Origin of the sequence: Microbacterium sp. ACRRU, from assembly GCF_022346945.1 — a bacterium.
Taxonomy (GTDB): Bacteria; Actinomycetota; Actinomycetes; order Actinomycetales; family Microbacteriaceae; genus Microbacterium; species Microbacterium mcarthurae.
In genome coordinates this window covers 11934-31907 of record NZ_JAKRNI010000006.1, presented here as the reverse complement: position 1 = coordinate 31907, position 19974 = coordinate 11934, and the positions used below count along the sequence as shown (strand labels likewise).

The window sequence follows — 19974 nt, the reverse complement described above, 5'->3', positions numbered from 1 at the left end:
CCTCGCTCGCGCGGGAGTTCAGCGCGTGGTCTCGCGAGCGATCGCGGCGACGAACGCGTCGATGTCGGACTCGGTGGTGTCGAACGAGCACATCCAGCGCACCTCGCGACGCAGCTCGTCCCAGTCGTAGAAGCGGAAGCTCTCGCGCAGGCGATCGGCGACACCCGCGGGGAGCGTCGCGAACACGCCGTTGGCCTGCGTCGGCTGCGTGAACTCCACTCCGCGGATCGAACCGTCGGCCAGCCCCGCCTCGACACCGGCGCGCAGGCGCTGGGCCATGGCGTTGGAGTGGCGGGCGTTGCGCAGCCACAGGTCGTTCTCGAGCAGGGCGACCAGCTGCGCTGAGACGAACCGCATCTTGCTCGAGAGCTGCATGTCGAGCTTGCGCAGATAAGTCAGGCCGGTGGATGCCTCGGGGTCGAGGACGACGATGGCCTCGCCGATCATGGCGCCGTTCTTGGTGCCGCCGAAGCTCAGCACGTCGACCCCGGCGTCACGGGTGAAGGTCCGCAGCGGCACGTCGAGCGCGGCGGCGGCGTTGGAGATGCGGGCGCCGTCCATGTGGAGCCGCATCCCGTGCCCGTGCGCGTGATCGGCGAGGGCACGGATCTCGTCGACGGTGTACAGGGTGCCGAGCTCGGTGGATTGCGTGATCGAGACGACGAGCGGCTGCGCGCGGTGCTCGTCTCCCCATCCCCACGCCTCGCGGTCGACCAGGTCGGGGGTGAGCTTTCCGTCGTCGGTGGGGACGGTGAGCAGCTTGATCCCCCCCACGCGCTCGGGAGCGCCGCCCTCGTCGACGTTGATGTGGGCGGTGGAAGCGGAGATCACCGCACCCCATCGGGGAAGCATCGACTGCAGGCCGACCACGTTCGCACCGGTGCCGTTGAAGACGGGGTACGCCTCGACCCCCTCACCCAGCAGGCCGACGAACAGCTCCTGCAGGCGGGCGGTGTAGACGTCCTCGCCGTAGGCGACCTGGTGCCCCTCGTTGGCCGCCGCGATCGCGGCGAGGACGTCAGGGTGGATGCCGGAGTAGTTGTCGGATGCGAAGCCGCGCACGGCCGTGTCATGCAAGGGGGTCACTCGTCCAGCGTAGTCACCGCGCGCGCCGCGGACGCGGGGACCCTGGCCGATGTCGGAGGGGGTGACTAACGTGAGCGGCATGTCCGAGACGTCGCCCTCTCCCGCTCCCGCGAGCGCACCGATCGTGGAGCCGGCGGCCGGGCGCCGAGCGTTCCTCGGGGTGCTCGTCAACACCGCCGCCGCGAACGTGACGACGAGCTTCCTGTGGTTCGCGCTGACGTTCTGGGTGTATCTCGAGACGCGGTCGGTGCTGGCGACCGGCATCATCGGCGGCGCCTACATGCTCCTGCTCGCGGTGTTCGCGATGCTCTTCGGCACCATCGTCGATCGGCATCGCAAGCACAGAGTGATGGTGGTGTCGGGGGTCGTCACCCTCGCGGCGTTCCTCGTGGCGGGCGCCCTGTGGCTCGCTTTCCCCGAGCGCGCGCTGCTCGACCTGGGTGGGCCGTGGTTCTGGATCTTCTCCGGCGTCGTCCTGGCCGGTGCCGTGATCGAGAACATGCGGAACATCGCCCTCTCGACAACGGTGACGCTGCTGGTTCCCGAAGACCGTCGCGCCAACGCCAACGGGCTCGTCGGCACGGTGCAGGGCCTGTCCTTCGTCGTGACGAGCGTCTTCAGCGGGCTGTCGGTCGGGCAGCTCGGCATGGGGTGGACGCTCGCGATCGCGATCGCCCTGACCCTCGCGGCCCTCATCCACCTCCTCACCATCCGCATCCCCGAGGAGCGCCCGAAGACCACGGGGGAGCGCGGGCCCGCGGTCGACGTGCGCGGGGCGATCCGGGCCGTGCGCGCAGCCCGCGGACTTTTCGCGCTGCTGATCTTCTCGACCTTCAACAACCTCATCGGCGGGGTCTACCTCGCGCTCATGGACCCCTACGGCCTGCAACTGTTTCCGGTCGAGGTCTGGGGGCTGGTGCTCGGCGTGACCGCGACGGGCTTCATCATCGGCGGTGCGATGGTGGCCAAGTTCGGTCTCGGCCGCAATCCCATCCGCACGATGCTGTGGATCGTCATCGCGATGGGGCTGCTCGGAGCAGTCTTCACGCTGCGCGATTGGTGGTGGCTCTACGTCGCCGGCATCTGGGTCTACATGGCTCTCATCCCCGCCGTCGAAGCCGCCGAGCAGACCGTGATCCAGAAGGTCGTCCCTTTCGAGACGCAGGGGCGCGTCTTCGGGTTCGCGGCGGCCTTCGAGTCGGCGGCGGCGCCCATCACCGCGTTCCTCATCGCCCCCATCGCCGAGTTCGTCATCATCCCCTACATGGACGCCGCCGACGGCCGCGCGACGTGGGGCTGGCTCCTCGGCGACGGCATCGGGCGCGGCATCGCCCTGGTGTTCGTGATCGCCGGGCTCATCATGGTGATCGCGGGAGCAGCAGCGTTCCTCACGCGCTCGTACCGCGTGCTGTCCACGCAGTACCGGACGCCGTCCACACCCCCGGCGGACGGCACCGCCGACACGCCGACCGTCACGCCACCGGTCTCGGACGAGGCGTCGTCACTCGCGGCCCGGGCCGGAGGGGTTCCCGACGCCGGAGCATACGGAGACCAGCCCGCCCCCGACACGACGACGACACCGTAACGTCGGCACGGGGCTCGCGTTACGCCTCCGCGAGCTCGATCGTCACGTCGTTGATGTCGACCGCGGGGTCGCCCCACAAACCGACGAAGGCCGCGGCGAGGGCATCCTCGAGTCCCGCCAGACTCCGCACGCGGAACACCACCGCAGCGGCGGAGGGTTCCCGGCCGCCGTCACGAGCGTCTTTCGCGAAGCCCTGGGCGATCGCTCTCGTCCAGGCTTCGCTCGCCGCCTTCACCGCGGCGTAGTTCGCGCCACCGGCGAGGGGACGCGTGACCGACGTCGAGGACACGATCGCCAGTCGGCCGGCGGGCGACGCCCGCAGGTCGTCGTCGAATGCCCGGCTCACCAGTCGCAGCGCCGTGAGCGAACGCATCAGGAAGGCGAAATCATCGTCGCTCTGCCCCGCGAGGCCCCCGCCGCCGCGCCACCCACCGACGAGGTGCAGGAGTCCGTCCACCCGGCCGTGGGCGGTGTGCACCCGGTCGACCAGCGCGTCCACGGCGTCCGCATCCGTGAGGTCGCACCTCTCGGTGCGGACGCCGGGCATGTCCGTCGCCAGTTCGGCGAGACGGCCTTCGTGGGAACCGACGACGATGACGGTGGCGCCGGCGGCGAGGAGCGCCCGTGCGCACGCGCGTCCGGCGGTGCTCGTCCCGCCCGCGAGGAGCACCGTCCGACCGTGCACCGGGGCGACGGGGAAAACCTCCGAAGACGTCATCCCGCGAGTCTAGGAACAGGCGGATCATCGGACAACGTCGCCTGAGGTCGGAAACGGTGTCGACGTTCGGGGGAGGTGGCGCGGGGGACGATGATGCGACGCTGATCCGATCATGCGGTTCTCCATCATGCTTCCGTTCGTCCCGCGACGCTTCTCGTCGGTGTACGACTTCGCACGACTCGTCGACAGCGGTGAGGGCTCGCGCCTGTGGCAGGGTCAGGCGACCGTCACCGAGCCTCATCAGATCTTCACCGAACTGGCCGGGGCGGGCATGCGCCTGTCCGTCGGAACCGGCGTGACGCTCATGCCCCTCCGGCATCCCTTCGAAGCGGCATTGCAGGCCCGCTCCGTCGCGATCGCCACGGGGCGCCGGATGATCGCCGGATTCGGCCCCGGTGCGAAATCGTTCCAACGATCCCTGCGGGGTTCCGCGTACGACAGTCCGCTCACCGCCGCGGCGGAGTACGTGCAGATCGTCACCGCGCTGCTCCGGGGCGGCGAGGTCCATACCGACGGGGACTACTTCTCCATGCACGGAGCCCTGCCGTCGATTCAAACGGCCGGAGTCGACGTGGGGTTGGGCGTGCTGCGGCCGGGAATGGCCCGTGTCGCCGGGCGCCATGCGGATGCCGCGATCACGTGGTTGACCCCGCCGGACTATCTGCGCGACGTCGTCGTCCCCGCGCTCGACGACGGAACGCAGGGACGCCGCCGGCGCCCGGATGTCGTGGCGATGGTCCCGGTCGGAGTGCGGCGGGCTCATCACGAGGTGGGGCACGGCGCCCGCCTGGCACTCGCCGGGAGCGCGGCTCACCTGTCGCTTCCCCACTACCGCGACATGCTGCGACGCGCGGGGATCGCGGTCACCGGTACGGACGCGGCGGGCGATGCGCGTCGCCTCGTGGAGGGGAACGCTTTCTTGTATGGCGACGCAGAGGAGATCCTCACCGCAACCCGTGCATACGCCGACGCCGGTGTCGACGAGATCGTCCTGAACACCACCGGTGTCCTCACCGTCGATGGACCCCGTGCTGCGCTCGCGGATCTCCGAGAGATCCTCGCGTCCGCGCGGACTCTCACTCCCGTCTGAGGGGCCTCAGGACAGGGCGAGGGGCACCCCACCCAGATCCCTCACCACCCCGGCGATGAGCCGCAGCTGACGCCGGTGCACCTGAGCCAGGCGCGTGCTCACCCGTGCCGCGCCTTCCTCGCTCGCGCACCACAGCGGCATGGACAGCTCCACCCCGGTGCCGCGTTGCAGGAGGTGCAGTTCCTGCAGAACGCCGGTGAGATCCGTGATGTCCACCGTTGCGAGCAGCTCATCGAGGTCGGTGGGGCCACCGGCCGGAAGCACGAGGTCACCGTGAGCGTCCAACGTCCGGTACCAGCGCGTCACGTCTTCCACCGCGGCCCGCGTGAGCTGGTCCTGCACCGGGGGTGCTTCGAGCGCGGCTCGACACCGCACGGCTCCCGCGGGGCTGTCGAAGCGGGCGAGAACGAGACGGTGGGGGCGGACGACGCGGTACCGTCGGGTCGCGACATCCTGCAGGAGTCGCGTCGTCCGGGCGGCGAACGTCGCGAACCGGCCGCCCACATCGGTGATCCGCAACCACAGGTCCCAATCCTCGAGACCCGCTCCGGGGCGCCATCCTCCCGCTCGATCGAGGACGTCCCGGCGCACGGCGACCCGGGAGGGCTCGAACAGCGGCCCCATCTCGGCGATCTCGGGGTGCCAGACCAGCTCCAGCAGACTCGATCGTGAGATGACCTCACCGTCGGGGCGGACGTGTTCGTACCCGCCGGCGGATGCATCCGCGGAGGCCAGAGCGTCGATCGTGCGGCGCAGGTGATCGGGGAGCCAGACGTCGTCGTGGTCGAGGTAGGCGACGATATCGGCGCGGGCGTGGGCGGCGCCGATGTTCCGCGGTATCGCCGGGTGGCCGTAGCGCTGGTCGGGCGTCACGAGCCGGATGCGCGAGTCGCGCTGAGCCCACATCGAGACGGTGGCGGCGGTCTCATCCGTCGATCCGTCGTCGACCACCAGGAGCTCCCAGTCGCCGAAGGTCTGTGCGCGCACGGACTGGAGCGTCTCGGCGATGGCCGGCCCGCGGTTGTAGGTGGGGCAGATGACGCTGACGCGAGGTGTCATGCGGTCGGGGAGAGCAGCGAAGCGGAGAGCACCGGGAGGAGGGGGGCCCCGCCGTCGATCACCGCGCACGCGTGCTGCAACCCGGCGGCGCCGGTCGCCCAGTCCGCGGACAACCGCAACGACATGTCGCCGAAGGCCAGCGCACCGCCGTCCGCGAGCGGGACGACCGAGAGCTCCATGGCGTCGTCGAGGCGTCGCAGGGCCCCGGCCGCCGCATCGGACATCTCCTCTCCGCGCCACAGCGTGCGCAGGGCCATCGCGGTTCCGGCGCGGCCGCGCAGGACGCCCGAGTGGGTGAGCATGCCGCGACACAGCGGCCCGCTTGTGTCGCGGACCGCCTCGACGAGCGCGCGGAGGCGGTCGTCCTGCCGATGGGCGAGGATCTCGCGTGCCGCGAGGGCGCACCCCGCGGCACCCCCGCTCAGCATGGGATTGTGCCAGGGCGACCGGGCGTCCGGTTCGACGCCGGGGCGCCATCCCAGCAACCCCAGATCGCGGTCGAGCTGACGCACCGCGTCGTCGATCCATTCGTCGTCAACGGTGAGAGCAGCGAGTCGGGCGAAGAACAGGGCGCGGCCGGCTCCGCCTTCGAACAGGCCGGGCGCGCCGGTGCTCTCCTCCCGGACACGATCGCGCAGCGCCGCTCCGAGGGCGACGACGTGGGCGGTGTCGGTCCCCGCGTCCGCCAGACACAGGCCGAGCCCGGGGATGCCTCGCCACAGGCTGCCGTCCATCAGCTTCACGGGGTGGGATTTGGCGATGTCCAGATGCCGGGCCCCGGCATCGGTCTCGCCCGCGGCGATCAGCGCGAGAGCGATCCCCGCGCGCCCCTCGAAGAGGCCGGGGCCGAGGGCCTCGTTGTCGTCCGCGGCGTGACGCAACCACTCGACGTGGGCCCGGGGGACGGGCTGCCCGGTCACGTGCGCGGCCCACTGCACGCCCGCGGCGCCGAAGGCGAACTCGAGTCCGGCCGTGGGACTGCGGAACTGGCCGATGTCGCCCGGGTAGAGGCGGTCGCGACGTTCCGGAGTGGCGCTGGAGAGCACTCCCCGGCCGAGCGCGGAACCGCGGGGCCCGTTCCCGACGGGGGAGGCGGGGCCCTCGTCGGTCGTCCCCGGTGCGCGGAGGAATCGTGCCGCGGGCTCGATCAGGGCGCCCGCCCGAGGGAAGATCGACTCGATGGACCGTGCCAGCGCTTCCGGCAGGTGCGGAGCCCACGCCAGTGTCTCGGTGAGGGGCAGGAAGAGGGCGAGTCGCAGATTGGCCAGAGCGAAGTCGTCGACCGACCGCCCCGACCAGCCGAGCGGGGCGCGGAAGCCCGGCGCGCCGATACTCTGCGCGCGGTCGTCGTCGGCGAGGCTGGCGGATTCGAAATCGATGAAGCCGACGGCTCCGTCGGACGACACGATGATGTTGCCGGGGTGCAGGTCGCCGAAGACGACTCCGCGTTCGTGCATGGCATCCACCCCCGCCTGCACCTGACGCAGGACCGAGCTCGCCCAGTCGGTGTAGGCGTCGGGGTCCATCGATTCAGCGCCGGGAAGCGCGGGGTTGCGGCGGTGGATCTCCTGGACGAGGGGCACGCCCTCGACGAAGTCCCGGATGAGGAACTGGTGCTCGTGGCCTCGGCGGTCCTCGATGACCCGAGGCACCCCCGGTGCGCCCTCCAACCGCCGCAGCATGTCCCGCTCCGTCGCCAGCCGGGCTACCGCGTCCGATCCCGTCTCGTCGAGGCCGGCATGCGGGCGGCCCTCCTTGAGCAGCACCGTGTCGCCGGTGCGGGTATCGGTCGCCCGGTACACGCCGCCGCCGTTGGAGAAGTGGAGGGCGGAATCCACCGTGAACGGAAAATCGACGAGCACACCGCTCTCGCGTGACCGCATCGCCTCCTGGACGACCGACGGAAGCTCCACCCACGCGGGAGGGTGAAAGCCAGGGCGGCGCTCGTCGGGGACGAGCGACCCGTCCGGCGCGGTGATGCAGGGCACGTGGCGTCCGTGCGCGTCACGTCCGTACACGAGGGTGAAGCCGCCGTAGCGAACGTAGACGGGACCGCGACGCCAACGCAGGTCGGACAGGATCGACGGGCCGTCCTCGCCGCCCACGAGGTCGTCGAGGTCGTTCAGGATCGGGCCCAGCCGCGATGCCTCCGGGGGGTAGACGGTGATGAACTTCCCGCTCGAGCCGCGGTCGCCGTACTTGCTGTTGCGGGAGGCCAGGACCGCGGTGCTCCGGAGGAACTTCACCGGCACCGCGTTGTCGCGGCAGTAGCCGAGGACACGGTCCAGGATGCTCCGGCAGTTCGACGCCGTCGCCGAGACGTGGATCTTCCACCCCTGCCCGGGCAGGTTCACCCCGGGCGGATGCCAGGAGTGCCACTGCTCGTTCATCTCGGTGCGCCACCCCTCCGGCGCGGTGCCCGCGTGAGCGACGAGGTCGTCATCGCCGGGGGAGGGTGCGTCGTAGAAGGGCGAGCCGGGAGCACAGTAGGCGAGGTAGTCCAGTCCCATGACGGTGTGTCCTCTCAGGGGGTGAAGGCATCGGCCGCGCGACTGGTCAGCCACAGCCAAAGGGGTTGCGTTCCCAGGTCCACGACGGCGATCCCCGGGGCGGCGCCGACGAGGTCGACCTCTCGCAGACCGATCGCGCGGACGGGGATCAGGGGCTCGGTCTCGCGGACGGGGAAGAGCGCCGACAGAGGTGCGGATGCCTCGCGCGCGGGAGTCTCGCTCACGACGGCCGTGCCGACGCGCTCGTCCAGCACGAGTCCTCCCCGCTTGAGCTCCACGGGCGTCCCGGGGGCGAGACGCTGGGAGTCCACGCTCGTGGGCAGCATCATCTCGGTACCGCGGTCCGTGACGATGAAGCCACCGGCCATCGTGTGCGGCACGGGGACGAACGCGGCCCCGGCGACGAGGGCGATGCCGACGAAACCGACCGTCCACCGTCGAAGCGCACCCGCGCGCTGCGCCCGCGCTTCGCGGAACAGACGGACGATCTCGCGGACGAGCCCGGAGAGGGCCACGGTGACGATCGCGACCGTCGCGAGGGAACCGACGAGGCCGAGGCGACTCAGGGTGTCCGACCACAGCAGGAGAGCGTTCCCCACGAGGAAGAGAGGAAACAGCATGCACGCGAATCCGAAGGGCACGGCCCAGCCGTACTGCGGCAGGCGACGTTCGCGCTCGGTGCCGAAGAGGGCGTGCGAGAGGGTGCTGCGGGCGTCGGCCATCGCCTTGTCACGGAGGTGCGTGACGTCGAGCCAGCTCATGAGCGCGATGTAGCCGTCCAGCTTGACGAACGGAATCGTGTTCACCAGGCAGGCGATCAGGGTGACGACGGCCAGCAGCAGCAGCGTGAGTCGCACGTCGCGGGGCAGAGGCAGCAGCGCGGCGAGCGCGAGGGTCCCGCCGATGGCGCCCTGGACGAGGATCCCGGCGAGTGCGACGTGGGCGCGCTGCCGGTGCGAGGGGAGCCTCCAGCCGTCGGAGACGTCGCAGAAGAATGCTGGCGTGAGGTAGAAGAGCATGACGCCGATGCGCTGGGGCCGTCCCCCGTACGAGGCGAGGACCAGTCCGTGGCCGAGCTCGTGCAGACCGGTGGCCGCCAGGGTGCCGATGACCACGGCGACCGCGGTCAGGTAGGGCACGGGCTCGCCGAGCGCGGCCCGCAGGTCGCCCGCGGAGATCACCAGGGCCAGCAGCCCCGCGCCGATGATCGCCAGTGCGGTCCAGACCGACGCTCCGGTCGCCGCGAATCGCGTGACGCGGGCTGCCGCGGCGAGCATGCGGCTGGGGTCGAAGAGGGTGAGCTGCACGGTCAACGGGGGCACGAGTCGGAGACGCCCGCTCGCCCGCCGTCGGTGTGCGTCGGAGGCCGTGCGGAGCAGCTCGGCGTCCGACAGGAAGGCCAGTGCTCGACGGATGTCCTCCTCCGTCCAGGGCGCCCCCAACCGTTGCGGCATGGCCCTTACCGGTCGCGTGCCATCCAGAAGGGCGACCAGACGAGCGAGGTCGGCCGTCAGCCGGTAGTAGTGGTTGGTGCCGCGCTGGAGGAACCAGGGCTGGTCCTCGCTGGTCGGAGGATGCACGCGGACGTCGGGCGCGAGTTCCGGGGGATCCAGGGGGAGGTCGCGCACCTCCGGGGCGGTGCGGCGCTTTCTCGCGCGGCGCTCCGCGAGGGGGAGACCGGTCACGGCAGGTCCCGGCGCTGGTAGAGGGCTCGACCGGCGACGAAGAGCACGGCGATCCACGCGAGGGCGACGAGCGCCGCCCAGGGCGCGGCGAGCAGCTCGGGTTTGGGATCGCGGTACAGAGACGACAGGGAGATCGTGAAGAGGGCGTTCGCCCCTTCCGGCCAGATCCGTTGCACGACGGGGTCGATCAGCAACGTGAACCCGACGACGATGAGGGCGGCGCCGAGCTGGTGGCGCACGACGAGGGCGATGGCGCCACCCCAGGCTGCCGCGAGGACCGTGGACACGAAGACGCCCACGGTCGTGGCCGTGGCCTCTGCCGTCCACAGCGTCTCGCCTCCCGTCCACGACGGCATGAGGACAGCGCTGACGACCGCGCCGACGACGGCGAGCAGTCCGAAAGCGATTCCGCTTCCCACGACGACGAGGATCTTCGCGGTGAGAAGGCGCTCCCTCGTGCCGGAGAGCAGGACCGCGCGGGAGATCACACGGGAGTCGAACTCCCGTCCGACCAGGATCGCGCCGAAGAGGGCGGCGAACAGCGTGGTCATCATCCAGGCGCGGATCACGTCATCCGTCGTCCTCGCGGCGTCGTCGGCACCCAGCTGAGCGTACCCGAATGCCGTCAGAGCGCACAGGACGAGGGAGAACCACGCGAGGAGCACGAGCGATCGGCTGCGGGCGGCCTTGAGTGCTTCCGCGCGGACGATTCCGGCGAAGGCGGGTCGGGTGGGGGCGGCTGTCGACATGGTCGCGTCCTTCCGGTCAGTGGTCGACGATCTCGAAGAAGCGGTCTTCGAGTGAGGCGGTGCCGTTGGCCGTGATGTCGGCGAGCGAACCGTGGTACCGCACGGACTGCTGCATGACGATCACCTCGTCGACGGTCTCCTGCATCTCCGCGAGCAGGTGACTCGACAGCAGCACGGTTCCGCCCTGGTCGGCGTGCGCGCGAAGGAGGCCGCGGATCCAGCGGATGCCGTCCGGGTCGAGGCCGTTCAGCGGCTCGTCGAGGATGAGGATCTCCGGCGACGCGAGGAGGGCGATCCCCAGCGAGAGCCGTTTCTGCATACCCGTGGACAGGGCGCGCGCAGGTTTGCGCGCCGCTTCGCGCAAGCCGACGACGTCGAGGATCTCCTCGACGCGCGCGTCGGCGATGCGGAGGTAGGACGCCCACACGCGGAGTTCGGTGCCGACGGGGAGCCAACGCAGGAGGGCCAGCTCGTCGAGGCTCACGCCCACGCGGGCGGCGGCGTCGGGGCGCTCGGCGTAGGGCTGGCCGAGCACCCGCGTCTCTCCGGCGTCGGGCCGGGTCATTCCCAGGATCGACCGGATCGTGGTGGTCTTCCCCGCGCCGTTGCGACCGAGGAGGCCCACGATGCGGCCACCGGGGATGTCGAACGAGACGTCGTCGACGGCGACGGTGGGGCCGAACGTTTTCCGAAGCCCGCGAACCGAGATGACCGCGTCACTCACGGCGAGCGGCTTTCATCCCGATACCGAGGAAGCCGGCCGCGCCGGCGACGGCCACCACGGCGATGATGAGGGCGATGATCCTGACGGGATCGGGGAGCGTCAGCGCGAGGACGAAGGCCACGATGGCGACGACGGCGACGAGCAGTGCTCCGAGGAAGAAGCGCAGGTTGTGCATGATTGTCCTTTCAGGGCGGAGGCCTCGACGAAAGCCGGGGCGGGGTATTTCGCCCCGCCCCGGGGTGTTCAGGTCGCGGCGATCGCGGAGATCGCGGTGTAGACGGCTGCGCCGCCGATTCCCGCGGTCGCGACGCCGACGCCGATTCCGAAACCGGTCCAGAACCCCGGCGCCTCGAGAGCCTCGAGCTCCTGGAGCCCGAGTTCGAGCGGTGCGATGGTCGGTGGTGTCTGAATCATGTTCGTCCTCCTTTCGTCGAGAGTGAGTGATCAGGTGATCGCGCTGGCGTATGCGGCCGCGGTCAGCACATAGCTTCCGTACGCGGCGCTCGCGCTGGCGATCACGCCGGCGGCTACGCCGGCGGCTGTCCACCAACCGGGAGCCTCCATCGGCTCGAGCTCCTGCATTGCGAGCTCGAGAACGGGACTGTTCTGCGTCATTCGTCTTCCCCCCTCTCCGTTGTCCGGGTCCAGCTGTCCACCCCGTGGGCGACAGGTCTGAGGTCCGCGCGCGCTCCCGCGGCGGCGGGGTGCGCACGATGCCGGGGATCGAGGACGTCGCGGTAGACGTCGGCGATGTCACGCGGGCGAAGCGAACGGAGCATCGGGAGGCCCCATCCCCAGGCGCGTGCCGTCGACTCGGCGAGAGCGTCGATGTCGAGGTCCTTCGCAAGCGATGCGGGGATCGAGGCGACGCCCCATTGCACGGCGAGGGTGCGCAGGCCGTCGGCGGGGTCGTCCCCCTCGCTCGACCCCGCGGTGCGTGACCAGAACTCCCTCAACCGTTGCGCGTTCCCCCACCGCTCGTCTCCGTCGGCGATCCGTGCCCAGATCGCGGGAGCGATGGCGCCGAGGACGGTGGTCTTGGGTACCCCGAGGGCCTGAGCGAGGTCGGTGCACAGGAACCAGGTCCGGACTCCGAAGGGGGCGTCCCGAAGTGCCAGGAGCGGGGAGTGGCTGAGGGCGGAGATGCGGGCGATGTCGATGGCGGACTCCGGCCGGGCCGGGTCGAGGGCGAGCAGAGCGCGGGCCGAGGCGATCCGGAGGGGGTCGGAGACGGCGTCTCCGTCTCGGGAGGCGAGGTAAGGGCCGGCGAGGCGGAGGTAGATCTCGAGGATCCCCCCGCGACGGACGGGAGCGGGCTCGGATGCCGTGGCGAGCGGGTCGATGACGGCAGCGTCGGGCCGCATGCAGGGCCCGATCACCAGGCGGCGGCGCCCGTCGACGACGACGGTGGCGATCCCGCTGGATTCCGCCCCGGTTCCGACGGTGGTCGGGACGGCGATGAAGCGCGGCGCGGGTGTCGCGCTGGCGGGCAGCATCACGGCGCCCGACCGCTGGGGCGAGGTGATCCGGCGCCGCAGATCGTCGTTCGTCGCGGCCCGCGCGATGGCGACGAGATCGATGACGGACCCGCCGCCGACGGCGACCACCAGCGGGGTGGAGGCCAAGACGTCCGCCAGGAGCAGTGCTTGTTCGATCGTGGCTCGGGGAGGGAGAGGCAGGGTGCGCGTCGATCGGCCCGCGGCGAACAGGGCGTCTTCGAGCCGGTGGAGGACGGGGGCATCGGTCAGCGCCTCGTCGACGACGACGAGGCAGTCTGTCGATTCGTTCGGACGGACGGATGCCACGACCCGCGCGTCGAGCCACAAGCCGGGCGCCAGGGAGGTCATGACGATCTCACCGCGCGCAGGCCCTGCCGTACCGCGGCGAACAGCGCGTCGATGTCGTCGGCCGTGGACACCAGAGGGGGCACGAACTGCACTCCGCCGGGTCCGGGGTGCACCAGAGCGCCGGCACGACGCGTCGCGGTGACGAGCCGCGCGACGGTGCGGGAATCGATCGGCGCGCCCGAGTCATCGAGGATGCTGACCGATTGGAAGCATCCGCGCCCGCGCCGTCGGACGACGCGTGCGTCATCCCGCATCCAGCTCTGCAAGCCGTCGCTCAGCATGTCGGCGACCGCGCGCCCGCGAGCCAGCGCGTCGAGTTCCCGGAAGCGCCGGATCGTCGCCGACACCGCGGCGCATCCCGCCGCCGAGCCCGCCTGCGTCTCCGCGTGGGAGAGAACGGCGTCGGCATCCGCGAACGCGTCGGCGATCCGTGCGCCGACGAGCACCGCGGCCGTCGCGCTCGTGCCGTTGGTGAGACCTTTTGAGCTGACAAGGATGTCGGGCACGATGGGCCAGTCCTCGCTGGCGAACATGGGCCCCGTCCGCCCGAATCCGGTTGCCACCTCATCGACGACGAGAAGCGCGCCCGTCTGCCGGACGACCGCGGCGATGGCCGCGAGGTAGGCGTCGTCGAGGGGAACCGTGCCGGTGCCCAGGACGGGCTCGATCACGATCGCCGCGAGGCTGCGTCCGGTTTGCTGAGCGACAGCGAGGAGCGCCTCTCGGTCGTTGACGGGGACGTGCCGAACGAGACGTCGGTCGGCTCCGTACATCGTTTGTCCGAGATCCTCGCCGGTCACGCTGAAGGCGCCATAGGTCAGACCGTGGAAGGATTCGGCGAGCCCGAGGACCGTCTTGCGCTGGGGGTGTCCCTCGAGGGCCCAGTACTGGCGAGCGATCTTCAGGACGGCGTCGTTGGCGGATCCGCCCGACGTGGTGAAGATCACCTTCTCGAAACGCCCTCCGGTCAGGTCGATGAGGTCGGCCGCGGCGCGCCGGGCGTCGACGTTCTCGAAGCGGAACACACCGGCGTAGGACGCGCGGACGTTCGCTTCGGTGATCGCGACGGCGATCTCCTCGTCCCCGTATCCGAGGGGGACGTTCCACAGACCGCTCGTTCCGCAGACGGCGTCGGAGCCGTCCGTGAAGTGCACTCGGACGCCGTGTGCGCTCGCGATGCAGATCTCGTCGTCCCCGTGGGCGGACGGCGGCAGCAGCGCCGGCCAGAGCGCCGACGTGGCCCGGTCGAGTCCGCTCGCCGTCACCGCCGCCTGCATGGCGGTCGTCGCGGCGGAGAGGGCCGTGGACATCAGCTGCTCCCCGCAGGACGAGAGAGGGTCGCGACCATAAGCGTGTCGCGGTAGCGTCCGTCCGGGGGGCCGAGTGGCGCGGTCTCGCGCACCTCGAACCCCGCGCGCTCGAGCTCCGCGCGAAGATCCTCGGGATCGAGTACCGCGATCGAGGAGGTGAAGAGCCGCGCCGTCGTCCCTGTGACCGTCACCACCGAGATGAATCGTCGGTCCGAACCGGCGGGGAGCCACTCGAACACCGAGTAGGCACCGGCATCCGTCGCCACTTCTGTGACCTGCTCCTCGTCGCTGCGGCGATCGCCGGACACGCCGACGGTCGTGAGCACGAGGGTGCCGCCGGGGGCGAGGTGGGTGCGCACGCAGTCGAGGAGGCGAGCGCGGGCGGCGGCGTCGGGGAGGAGGGAGATCGATGTCGTCCCGACGACGATGCATCCGAAGCGTTCCTCGAGCGAGAACCGGGTCATGTCCGCGTGGACGGTCCGGCACAGGCGCCGCGCGGAATCCCGTCGCGCGAGCTTCTTGTCGAGGATGTCCAGCATCGCGGGAGAGAGGTCGAGTGCGACAACGGGGCGCCGCAGCGTGAGCAGCGGCAGCGTCAGACGGCCGGACCCGGCGGCCAGATCGAGGATGGCGCCCGTCGTCCGAGAGGTGTGTGCGACGATCTCGCGCACTTCGGTGGCGTCGCGGCCGGCGATGGCTTCGTAGGCGTCGGCGCCGTCGGGGCCGTAGAGGTCGTCCACGACCAGGTGGGAGAAGGACGCGACGGACGCCCGCGCGCGGGGCCCGAGCTGCACGTCCTCGAGCGTGGCCGTCACGACATCAGCGCGCGGGGCGCCGCCGCGCTCAGGCCGGACTCGTCCAGGACGCGCCGTGCGGTTGAGGCGGCATCCACCCCGAGCGAGTCGTCCGCGGCGCCGTGGTCGTCGCCGTGGACGATGACCGTCTCGAACGCCTGCGCTGCCGTCCGAGACACCTCGAAGACGCGACTCCCGTCCCCGGAGACGAGGAAGTGGCGGTCCTCGCTCCACATGACGAACGGCGCGTCGGGGGACGGATCCTCCGTCGGGATCTGCGCGAGCTCAGGTCGCAGGAATCCTCCGAACCCGGAGACACGCGGCAGCGCGACGCCTCGCGCACGGAGGTTGCGCTGGCCGTCCAGTGCCGCGACGAAGCGCGGGAGGAACGGGTGACCGTCGCCGACCGTCTGCACGACGTCACGCGGCACGCTGCGGCCAATGGCATCCGGGTCCTGGTGCGCGGTGCCTTCGGCCTCCCACGTCGCGTGCAGAGAATCGACGTCGGTGTCGAGATCGCCCAGGGGAAGACCGGCCGGAGAGACGGAGACCGTTCCGTCCTCGTCCACCCACAGACGGTCGTGCGGCCCGCTCCCGAGCCCCCGGAGGCCGAGCGCGGGGACGTCAGCGAGCTGAATGATCGGGTTGGTGAGGAACTCCGGGAACATCCCCGTCTCGTACGCGGCCCGGCCGTCCTCAGCGAGCGCGCGCAGGTCTTCCTCGTCGCTGATCCGGATGAGGGTCGGCCCGATCACCGAGACGTACTCGCTGATGGCGTACCCCTGCGTCTGCAGGAGGAAGTTGTCGCCGATCGTGAGCTCGACGCCCGCTTCCGACAGCGCACCGCTGTAGCGGACGTTCGCGTCGGATCCGATCGGGGCGAAGACGAGTGCGTCCGGATGGACGGCGGGGCGGTCGTGGATGGCGTCGACGACGCGCGGGCTCGCACACACGACGCTCTGCCGTGCGGCGAGAGTCGTGGGGCGGCGCCCGGAAGCCCAGGTCATCAGACGCGCCCGCGCGCCCGGGTTCCGACCGAGTCCACCGTCGTCGCTGCTCGTCATGCTGTCGTCCTCGCCCTCGGGAGCGTGGCCGGAAGACTCCGGCCGTGCTCGTGCACTTCGCTGCATCCAGGCTCGGATGCCGTCGCGCCCGGCGGTACGGAGGAAGGTGGACCCCGCGTTCGACTTTCGTCGACACTTCGGTCGGGGTCGGGGCGGGGGTCAGCGTTGGGTCGGGAGCGAGGCGACGACCCACCAGCCGTCGTCGCGACGCTCGGCGCGAAGCGAGCCGGCGAGCGCCCGCAGCCTTTCCTCCATGCGTCGCAGCCCGTAGCCGGAGGGGGGAAGACCGGCGGACCGGGCGGGCGGAGAGTCGTCGTGGACGGTGAGGACGACGCCTTCGCCCTGAACGGACAGGGAGATGGTGACGGTGCGCGCGCCGGTGGCGTGCTTGAGGACGTTGACGCTGCTCTCGCGGACGACGTGGGCCAACGCGACGGCGACGCTGCGCGACAACTCCAGATCGGCGGGGCGTTCGACGCGCACCGAGATCCCGGCGTCCTCGAGGTCGCGCGTCGTCGTCGCCAGTGCCGACTCGAAGGACTGGGTGAGCGGAGAAGACGGGTCGTCGTCGCTCGGCTGGTCTCGTGCGACGCCGAGCATGCGGCGGATGTCGGCCAGCGCCTGGGTGGACGCGTCGGTGATGGCCTTCTGCGACCGGTGGCGCACCTCGGGGTCGGTGGTGCGGTCGAGGACCCGGGCGTGCATGGCCACGATGGTCAGCTCGTGCGCGACGATGTCGTGCAGTTCGTCGGCGATGCGTCGCCGCTCCGCCTTGAGCTGGTTCTGGAGCGCTTCGGAATCGGCGTGCAGCCGTCGTGCGAGCGAGCGCGAGCGTTCGCGCTGTTCGCGCACCCCGACGCCGACCACGTAGGAGGTCAAGGCGACGAGGGCGATGACGGCGGCGCCGCCGGCATCCAGTCCGGAGGGGGAGCGGACGAGTTCGGTGATGAGGCACGCGAGGATGACGGCGGAGTAGGCGGTCACCACCGAGCCGCTGCAGGTGACGGCGACCAGGCCGAGCACCGTGGCGCCCGCGATGAGGGACTCGATCGTTCCGCCGACCGCGGTGGCCGCCACGATGCCGAAGCTCAGCATCGCGGTGGCGACGAGCGGCCGCCAGGCGAACAGCCCTGCGGAAAGCGTGAGGAAAGTGCCCAGCGCTGCGCGCAGCACCGACTGATCCGAAGGGGAAACGGCCCGCACGACGGAGTCGGCGACCAGGACGGCGAAGACGAGAACGAGGAGCCAGACCCGGGCGGAACGGCCGAGGGGCTCCACGTGTGCCCTCGCGTGCCAACGTGAGGTCGTCTCCGCGGGGGTCATCGAACGATTATCCCCGTCTCCCCGGCGATGCCGGGCACCGGAGGGGTCCTGGGCGAGGCGCAACGGCGCCGGGGCGGAAGACGTCCGCGGCGCCGTTGCGCGAGACGATGCTCAGTTCGAGCACACGCCGAGTTGCTGGCAGAGCCACGTCCATACGGTCATCATGTCCCCCCCATCACAGTGGGCCGGTCGTTCGACGGCTTCCTTGCTGAGAAGAGTCTGCTCCTCCGCGCGTCGGGCCGCATCCGGCTCGGGGCGGAGAGGGGATCGACTTTCGATCGTGGTGCCCTTCGACCTTCGTATGATGGCGCGATGGGGACATCACCGGTGCGCGCGCTCATTGTCGACGATGAGGCGTTGGTGCGCTCCGCGCTTCGCGTCTTCCTGCAGGGCGCGGACGACATCGTCGTCGTGGGGGAGGCGTCCGACGGCGACGACGCGCTCCAGCTCATCGAGGGGTCACGCCCGGACGTCGTGCTGATGGATGTGCAGATGCCCCGCATGAACGGCGTCGAGGCCACCACGAAGCTGAAGGCGCGCTTCCCCGCGGTCCATGTCATCGCGCTCACCACGTTCTCGTCGGAGAGCGCCCTGATTCCGATGCTGCGTGCCGGGGCCTCGGGGTTTCTGGTGAAGGACACCGACCCCGACGACATCGTCGAGGCCGTTCGGCAGGCGCGCGACGGCGAGTACGTGCTGTCTCGTCGGGTGACGTCCCAGCTCGTGTCCTCGGTCCTGGAGTCGCCACCGCTGACCTCCGTGCAGCTGGGGGCGTCCGAGCAGTTGACGCCCCGGGAGAGGGACGTCGTGGAGTTGCTCGCGCAGGGCAAGTCCAACGCGGAGATCGCCAAAGCGCTCTTCCTGTCGGAGGCGACCGTGAAAGCGCACCTCGGGCAGGTGATGGCGAAGTGGGGCGTTCGTGATCGCGTTCAGGCTCTGATCCGCGCTGTGCAGGCGGGGATCGTCACGATCGGGTGAGGCGCCCTACCGCGCCCCTCCGTCCGCGTCCTGGCGGCCGGTGATGCCCTCGGTGGAGGCGATCACGGGGCGCATCTTCTTCTCGAGCGCCTCGAAGAACATCGACAGCGGGAACTCGTCGTCGAGCACCGCGTCGGTGTATCCCTTGGGGAGCCCCGCGAGAACGTCGTCGGGCAGCCCGCGCGCCCACACCGACGCGGGGTGCGGGGTCACGACCGAGCGGACGAGGTCGTAAGCGGCGAGCCAGTGCGCGGTCTTGGGGCGGTCGATCGAGCGCCAGTACAGGTCGTCGATGGCGTCGGCGAGGGCGACCACCGCACCGGGCACCTCGTCCCAGTCGAACGCGAGCGACGTGTCGGTCCAGTGCAGCACGCGACGCTGGTGCAGCCACGCGAACAGCAGCTGGCCACCCAGGCCGTCATAGTTGCGGACGCGCGAGCCGGTGATGGCGAAGCGGAAGATGCGGTCGAAGATCACGGCGTACTGCACGAGCTCGGCGTGCTCGAGCATGGCCCGCTCGGCGTCGTCGAGGTCGTCGCGCGCCGACAGGCGCTTCTGGATCTCGACGCACTCCCGGAACGCCGTGAGGTCGCACCGCAGTTCCTCGAGGGAGTAGAGGAAGTACGGCATCCGCTGCTTGATCATGAACGGGTCGAACGGGAGGTCGCCGCGCATGTGGGTGCGGTCGTGGATGATGTCCCACATCACGAACGTCTGCTCGGTGAGCGACTGATCGTCGAGCATGCGAGCCGCGGCCTCGGGCAGGTCGAGCTTGGTGATCTCGGCCGCCGCGCGCGTCACGCGACGGTAGCGCGCCGCTTCGCGGTCCTGGAAGATCGCGCCCCAGGTGAACGTCGGCACCTCGCGCATCGCGACGGTCTCGGGGAAGAGCACCGCGGAGTTCGTGTCGTACCCGGACGTGAAGTCGACCAGGCGCAACGAGACGAAGAGGCCGTTGGTGTACTCGGTCTCGAGGCGGGCGATGAACTCGGGCCAGATCACCTCGACGAGGAGGGCTTCGACGTGGCGGTCGCGCGAGCCGTTCTGCGTGTACATCGGAAACACGACGAGGTGACGGATGCCGTCCACGCGGTGCTGCTGCGGCTGGAACTGCTGCAGAGAATCGAGGAAGTCGGGCACGCCGAAGCCGGTGTCCCGCCAGCGTGCGGCGTCGACGACCACCGCGCGCAGGTACGCCTCGTCGTGGGGGAACAGAGGGGTCAGCGCCGTCACGGCATCCACGATGTCGGTGACGAGCGCGGCGGCCCTCCCGTGGTGGGCAGGATCGGGGACCGAGCCGTCCTGGGCCTGAAGGCCCTGCACTTCGGTCGCGGCGCCCTTGAGCAGGGCCCACGCGGGCGAGTGCTCGACCGTGTCGACCGTGTGCCCGTCGAGCAGGTCGTGGACAGAACGCGAAGGTGTGACGAGGGTCATGGTGGCCTCCGATCGGCT

Annotated in this window: 19 protein-coding genes; 3 read left to right on the top strand and 16 right to left on the bottom strand. The window is 70.7% G+C overall.

Features of this window, described 5'->3' with window-relative positions:
- Positions 1-18: 18 nt before the first annotated feature.
- On the bottom strand, positions 19-1086 hold the full coding sequence (locus MHY30_RS05300) for a low specificity L-threonine aldolase (protein WP_239275762.1): 1068 nt from the start codon (positions 1084-1086) through the stop codon (positions 19-21).
- Positions 1087-1165: 79 nt separating this feature from the next.
- Here MHY30_RS05300 and MHY30_RS05295 point away from each other — a divergent pair, with 79 nt between their 5' ends.
- Positions 1166-2671, top strand: a complete 1506-nt coding sequence (locus MHY30_RS05295) for an MFS transporter (RefSeq protein WP_239275760.1) — start codon at positions 1166-1168, stop codon at positions 2669-2671.
- 19 nt (positions 2672-2690) lie between these two features.
- Here MHY30_RS05295 and MHY30_RS05290 read toward each other — a convergent pair whose 3' ends face one another.
- Positions 2691-3389, bottom strand: a complete 699-nt coding sequence (locus MHY30_RS05290; protein ID WP_239275759.1) for an SDR family oxidoreductase — start codon at positions 3387-3389, stop codon at positions 2691-2693.
- Positions 3390-3501: 112 nt separating this feature from the next.
- Between MHY30_RS05290 and MHY30_RS05285 the strand changes: the two genes are divergently transcribed.
- On the top strand, positions 3502-4479 hold the full coding sequence (locus tag MHY30_RS05285) for an LLM class flavin-dependent oxidoreductase (protein WP_239275757.1): 978 nt from the start codon (positions 3502-3504) through the stop codon (positions 4477-4479).
- Between the two features lie 6 nt (positions 4480-4485).
- Here the strand turns inward: MHY30_RS05285 and MHY30_RS05280 are convergent, their stop codons facing one another.
- The 13 genes from MHY30_RS05280 to MHY30_RS05220 form a co-directional block, all read right to left on the bottom strand.
- Positions 4486-5538: a glycosyltransferase family A protein gene (locus tag MHY30_RS05280; RefSeq protein WP_239275755.1), complete on the bottom strand. Its 1053-nt coding sequence runs from the start codon at positions 5536-5538 to the stop codon at positions 4486-4488.
- Complete coding sequence (gene lanKC / locus MHY30_RS05275) at positions 5535-8048, bottom strand: class III lanthionine synthetase LanKC (RefSeq protein ID WP_239275753.1); 2514 nt, start codon at positions 8046-8048, stop codon at positions 5535-5537. The genes MHY30_RS05280 and lanKC overlap by 4 nt, the downstream gene beginning before the upstream one ends.
- A 14-nt stretch (positions 8049-8062) precedes the next feature.
- Positions 8063-9733, bottom strand: a complete 1671-nt coding sequence (gene mpaP, locus MHY30_RS05270; protein ID WP_239275751.1) for a daptide biosynthesis intramembrane metalloprotease — start codon at positions 9731-9733, stop codon at positions 8063-8065.
- Positions 9730-10482, bottom strand: a complete 753-nt coding sequence (locus tag MHY30_RS05265; protein ID WP_239275749.1) for an ABC transporter permease — start codon at positions 10480-10482, stop codon at positions 9730-9732. The genes mpaP and MHY30_RS05265 overlap by 4 nt, the downstream gene beginning before the upstream one ends.
- A gap of 16 nt (positions 10483-10498) precedes the next feature.
- Positions 10499-11206, bottom strand: a complete 708-nt coding sequence (locus tag MHY30_RS05260; RefSeq protein ID WP_239275747.1) for an ABC transporter ATP-binding protein — start codon at positions 11204-11206, stop codon at positions 10499-10501.
- The gene (locus tag MHY30_RS05255; RefSeq protein ID WP_239275745.1) at positions 11199-11381 is read right to left on the bottom strand and encodes a hypothetical protein; all 183 of its coding nucleotides are present in this window, start codon (positions 11379-11381) and stop codon (positions 11199-11201) included. Before MHY30_RS05255 ends, MHY30_RS05260 begins: the two co-directional genes overlap by 8 nt.
- Positions 11382-11449: 68 nt before the next feature.
- The gene (locus MHY30_RS05250) at positions 11450-11620 is read right to left on the bottom strand and encodes a daptide-type RiPP (RefSeq protein ID WP_239275743.1); all 171 of its coding nucleotides are present in this window, start codon (positions 11618-11620) and stop codon (positions 11450-11452) included.
- 30 nt (positions 11621-11650) lie between these two features.
- Positions 11651-11821: a daptide-type RiPP gene (locus MHY30_RS05245; protein WP_239275741.1), complete on the bottom strand. Its 171-nt coding sequence runs from the start codon at positions 11819-11821 to the stop codon at positions 11651-11653.
- Positions 11818-13053, bottom strand: coding sequence for an iron-containing alcohol dehydrogenase (locus MHY30_RS05240; protein WP_239275740.1), 1236 nt, complete (start codon positions 13051-13053; stop codon positions 11818-11820). Before MHY30_RS05240 ends, MHY30_RS05245 begins: the two co-directional genes overlap by 4 nt.
- Positions 13050-14363, bottom strand: coding sequence for a daptide-type RiPP biosynthesis aminotransferase (gene mpaD / locus MHY30_RS05235; RefSeq protein ID WP_239275738.1), 1314 nt, complete (start codon positions 14361-14363; stop codon positions 13050-13052). Before mpaD ends, MHY30_RS05240 begins: the two co-directional genes overlap by 4 nt.
- Positions 14363-15178 carry a daptide-type RiPP biosynthesis methyltransferase gene (gene mpaM, locus MHY30_RS05230; protein ID WP_239275736.1) on the bottom strand — a complete coding sequence of 272 codons (816 nt, stop codon included), beginning with the start codon at positions 15176-15178 and terminating at the stop codon, positions 14363-14365. Before mpaM ends, mpaD begins: the two co-directional genes overlap by 1 nt.
- Complete coding sequence (gene mpaB, locus MHY30_RS05225) at positions 15175-16221, bottom strand: daptide biosynthesis RiPP recognition protein (protein WP_239275734.1); 1047 nt, start codon at positions 16219-16221, stop codon at positions 15175-15177. The genes mpaM and mpaB overlap by 4 nt, the downstream gene beginning before the upstream one ends.
- Before the next feature lie 159 nt (positions 16222-16380).
- Positions 16381-17544, bottom strand: coding sequence for a sensor histidine kinase (locus MHY30_RS05220; protein WP_239275732.1), 1164 nt, complete (start codon positions 17542-17544; stop codon positions 16381-16383).
- A 312-nt stretch (positions 17545-17856) separates the two neighbouring features.
- On the opposite strand from MHY30_RS05220, the gene MHY30_RS05215 reads away from it, so the two are divergent.
- Positions 17857-18522, top strand: coding sequence for a response regulator transcription factor (locus MHY30_RS05215; RefSeq protein ID WP_239275730.1), 666 nt, complete (start codon positions 17857-17859; stop codon positions 18520-18522).
- 6 nt (positions 18523-18528) lie between these two features.
- Here MHY30_RS05215 and MHY30_RS05210 read toward each other — a convergent pair whose 3' ends face one another.
- On the bottom strand, positions 18529-19956 hold the full coding sequence (locus MHY30_RS05210; protein WP_239275728.1) for a DUF6421 family protein: 1428 nt from the start codon (positions 19954-19956) through the stop codon (positions 18529-18531).
- Positions 19957-19974 lie beyond the last annotated feature (18 nt).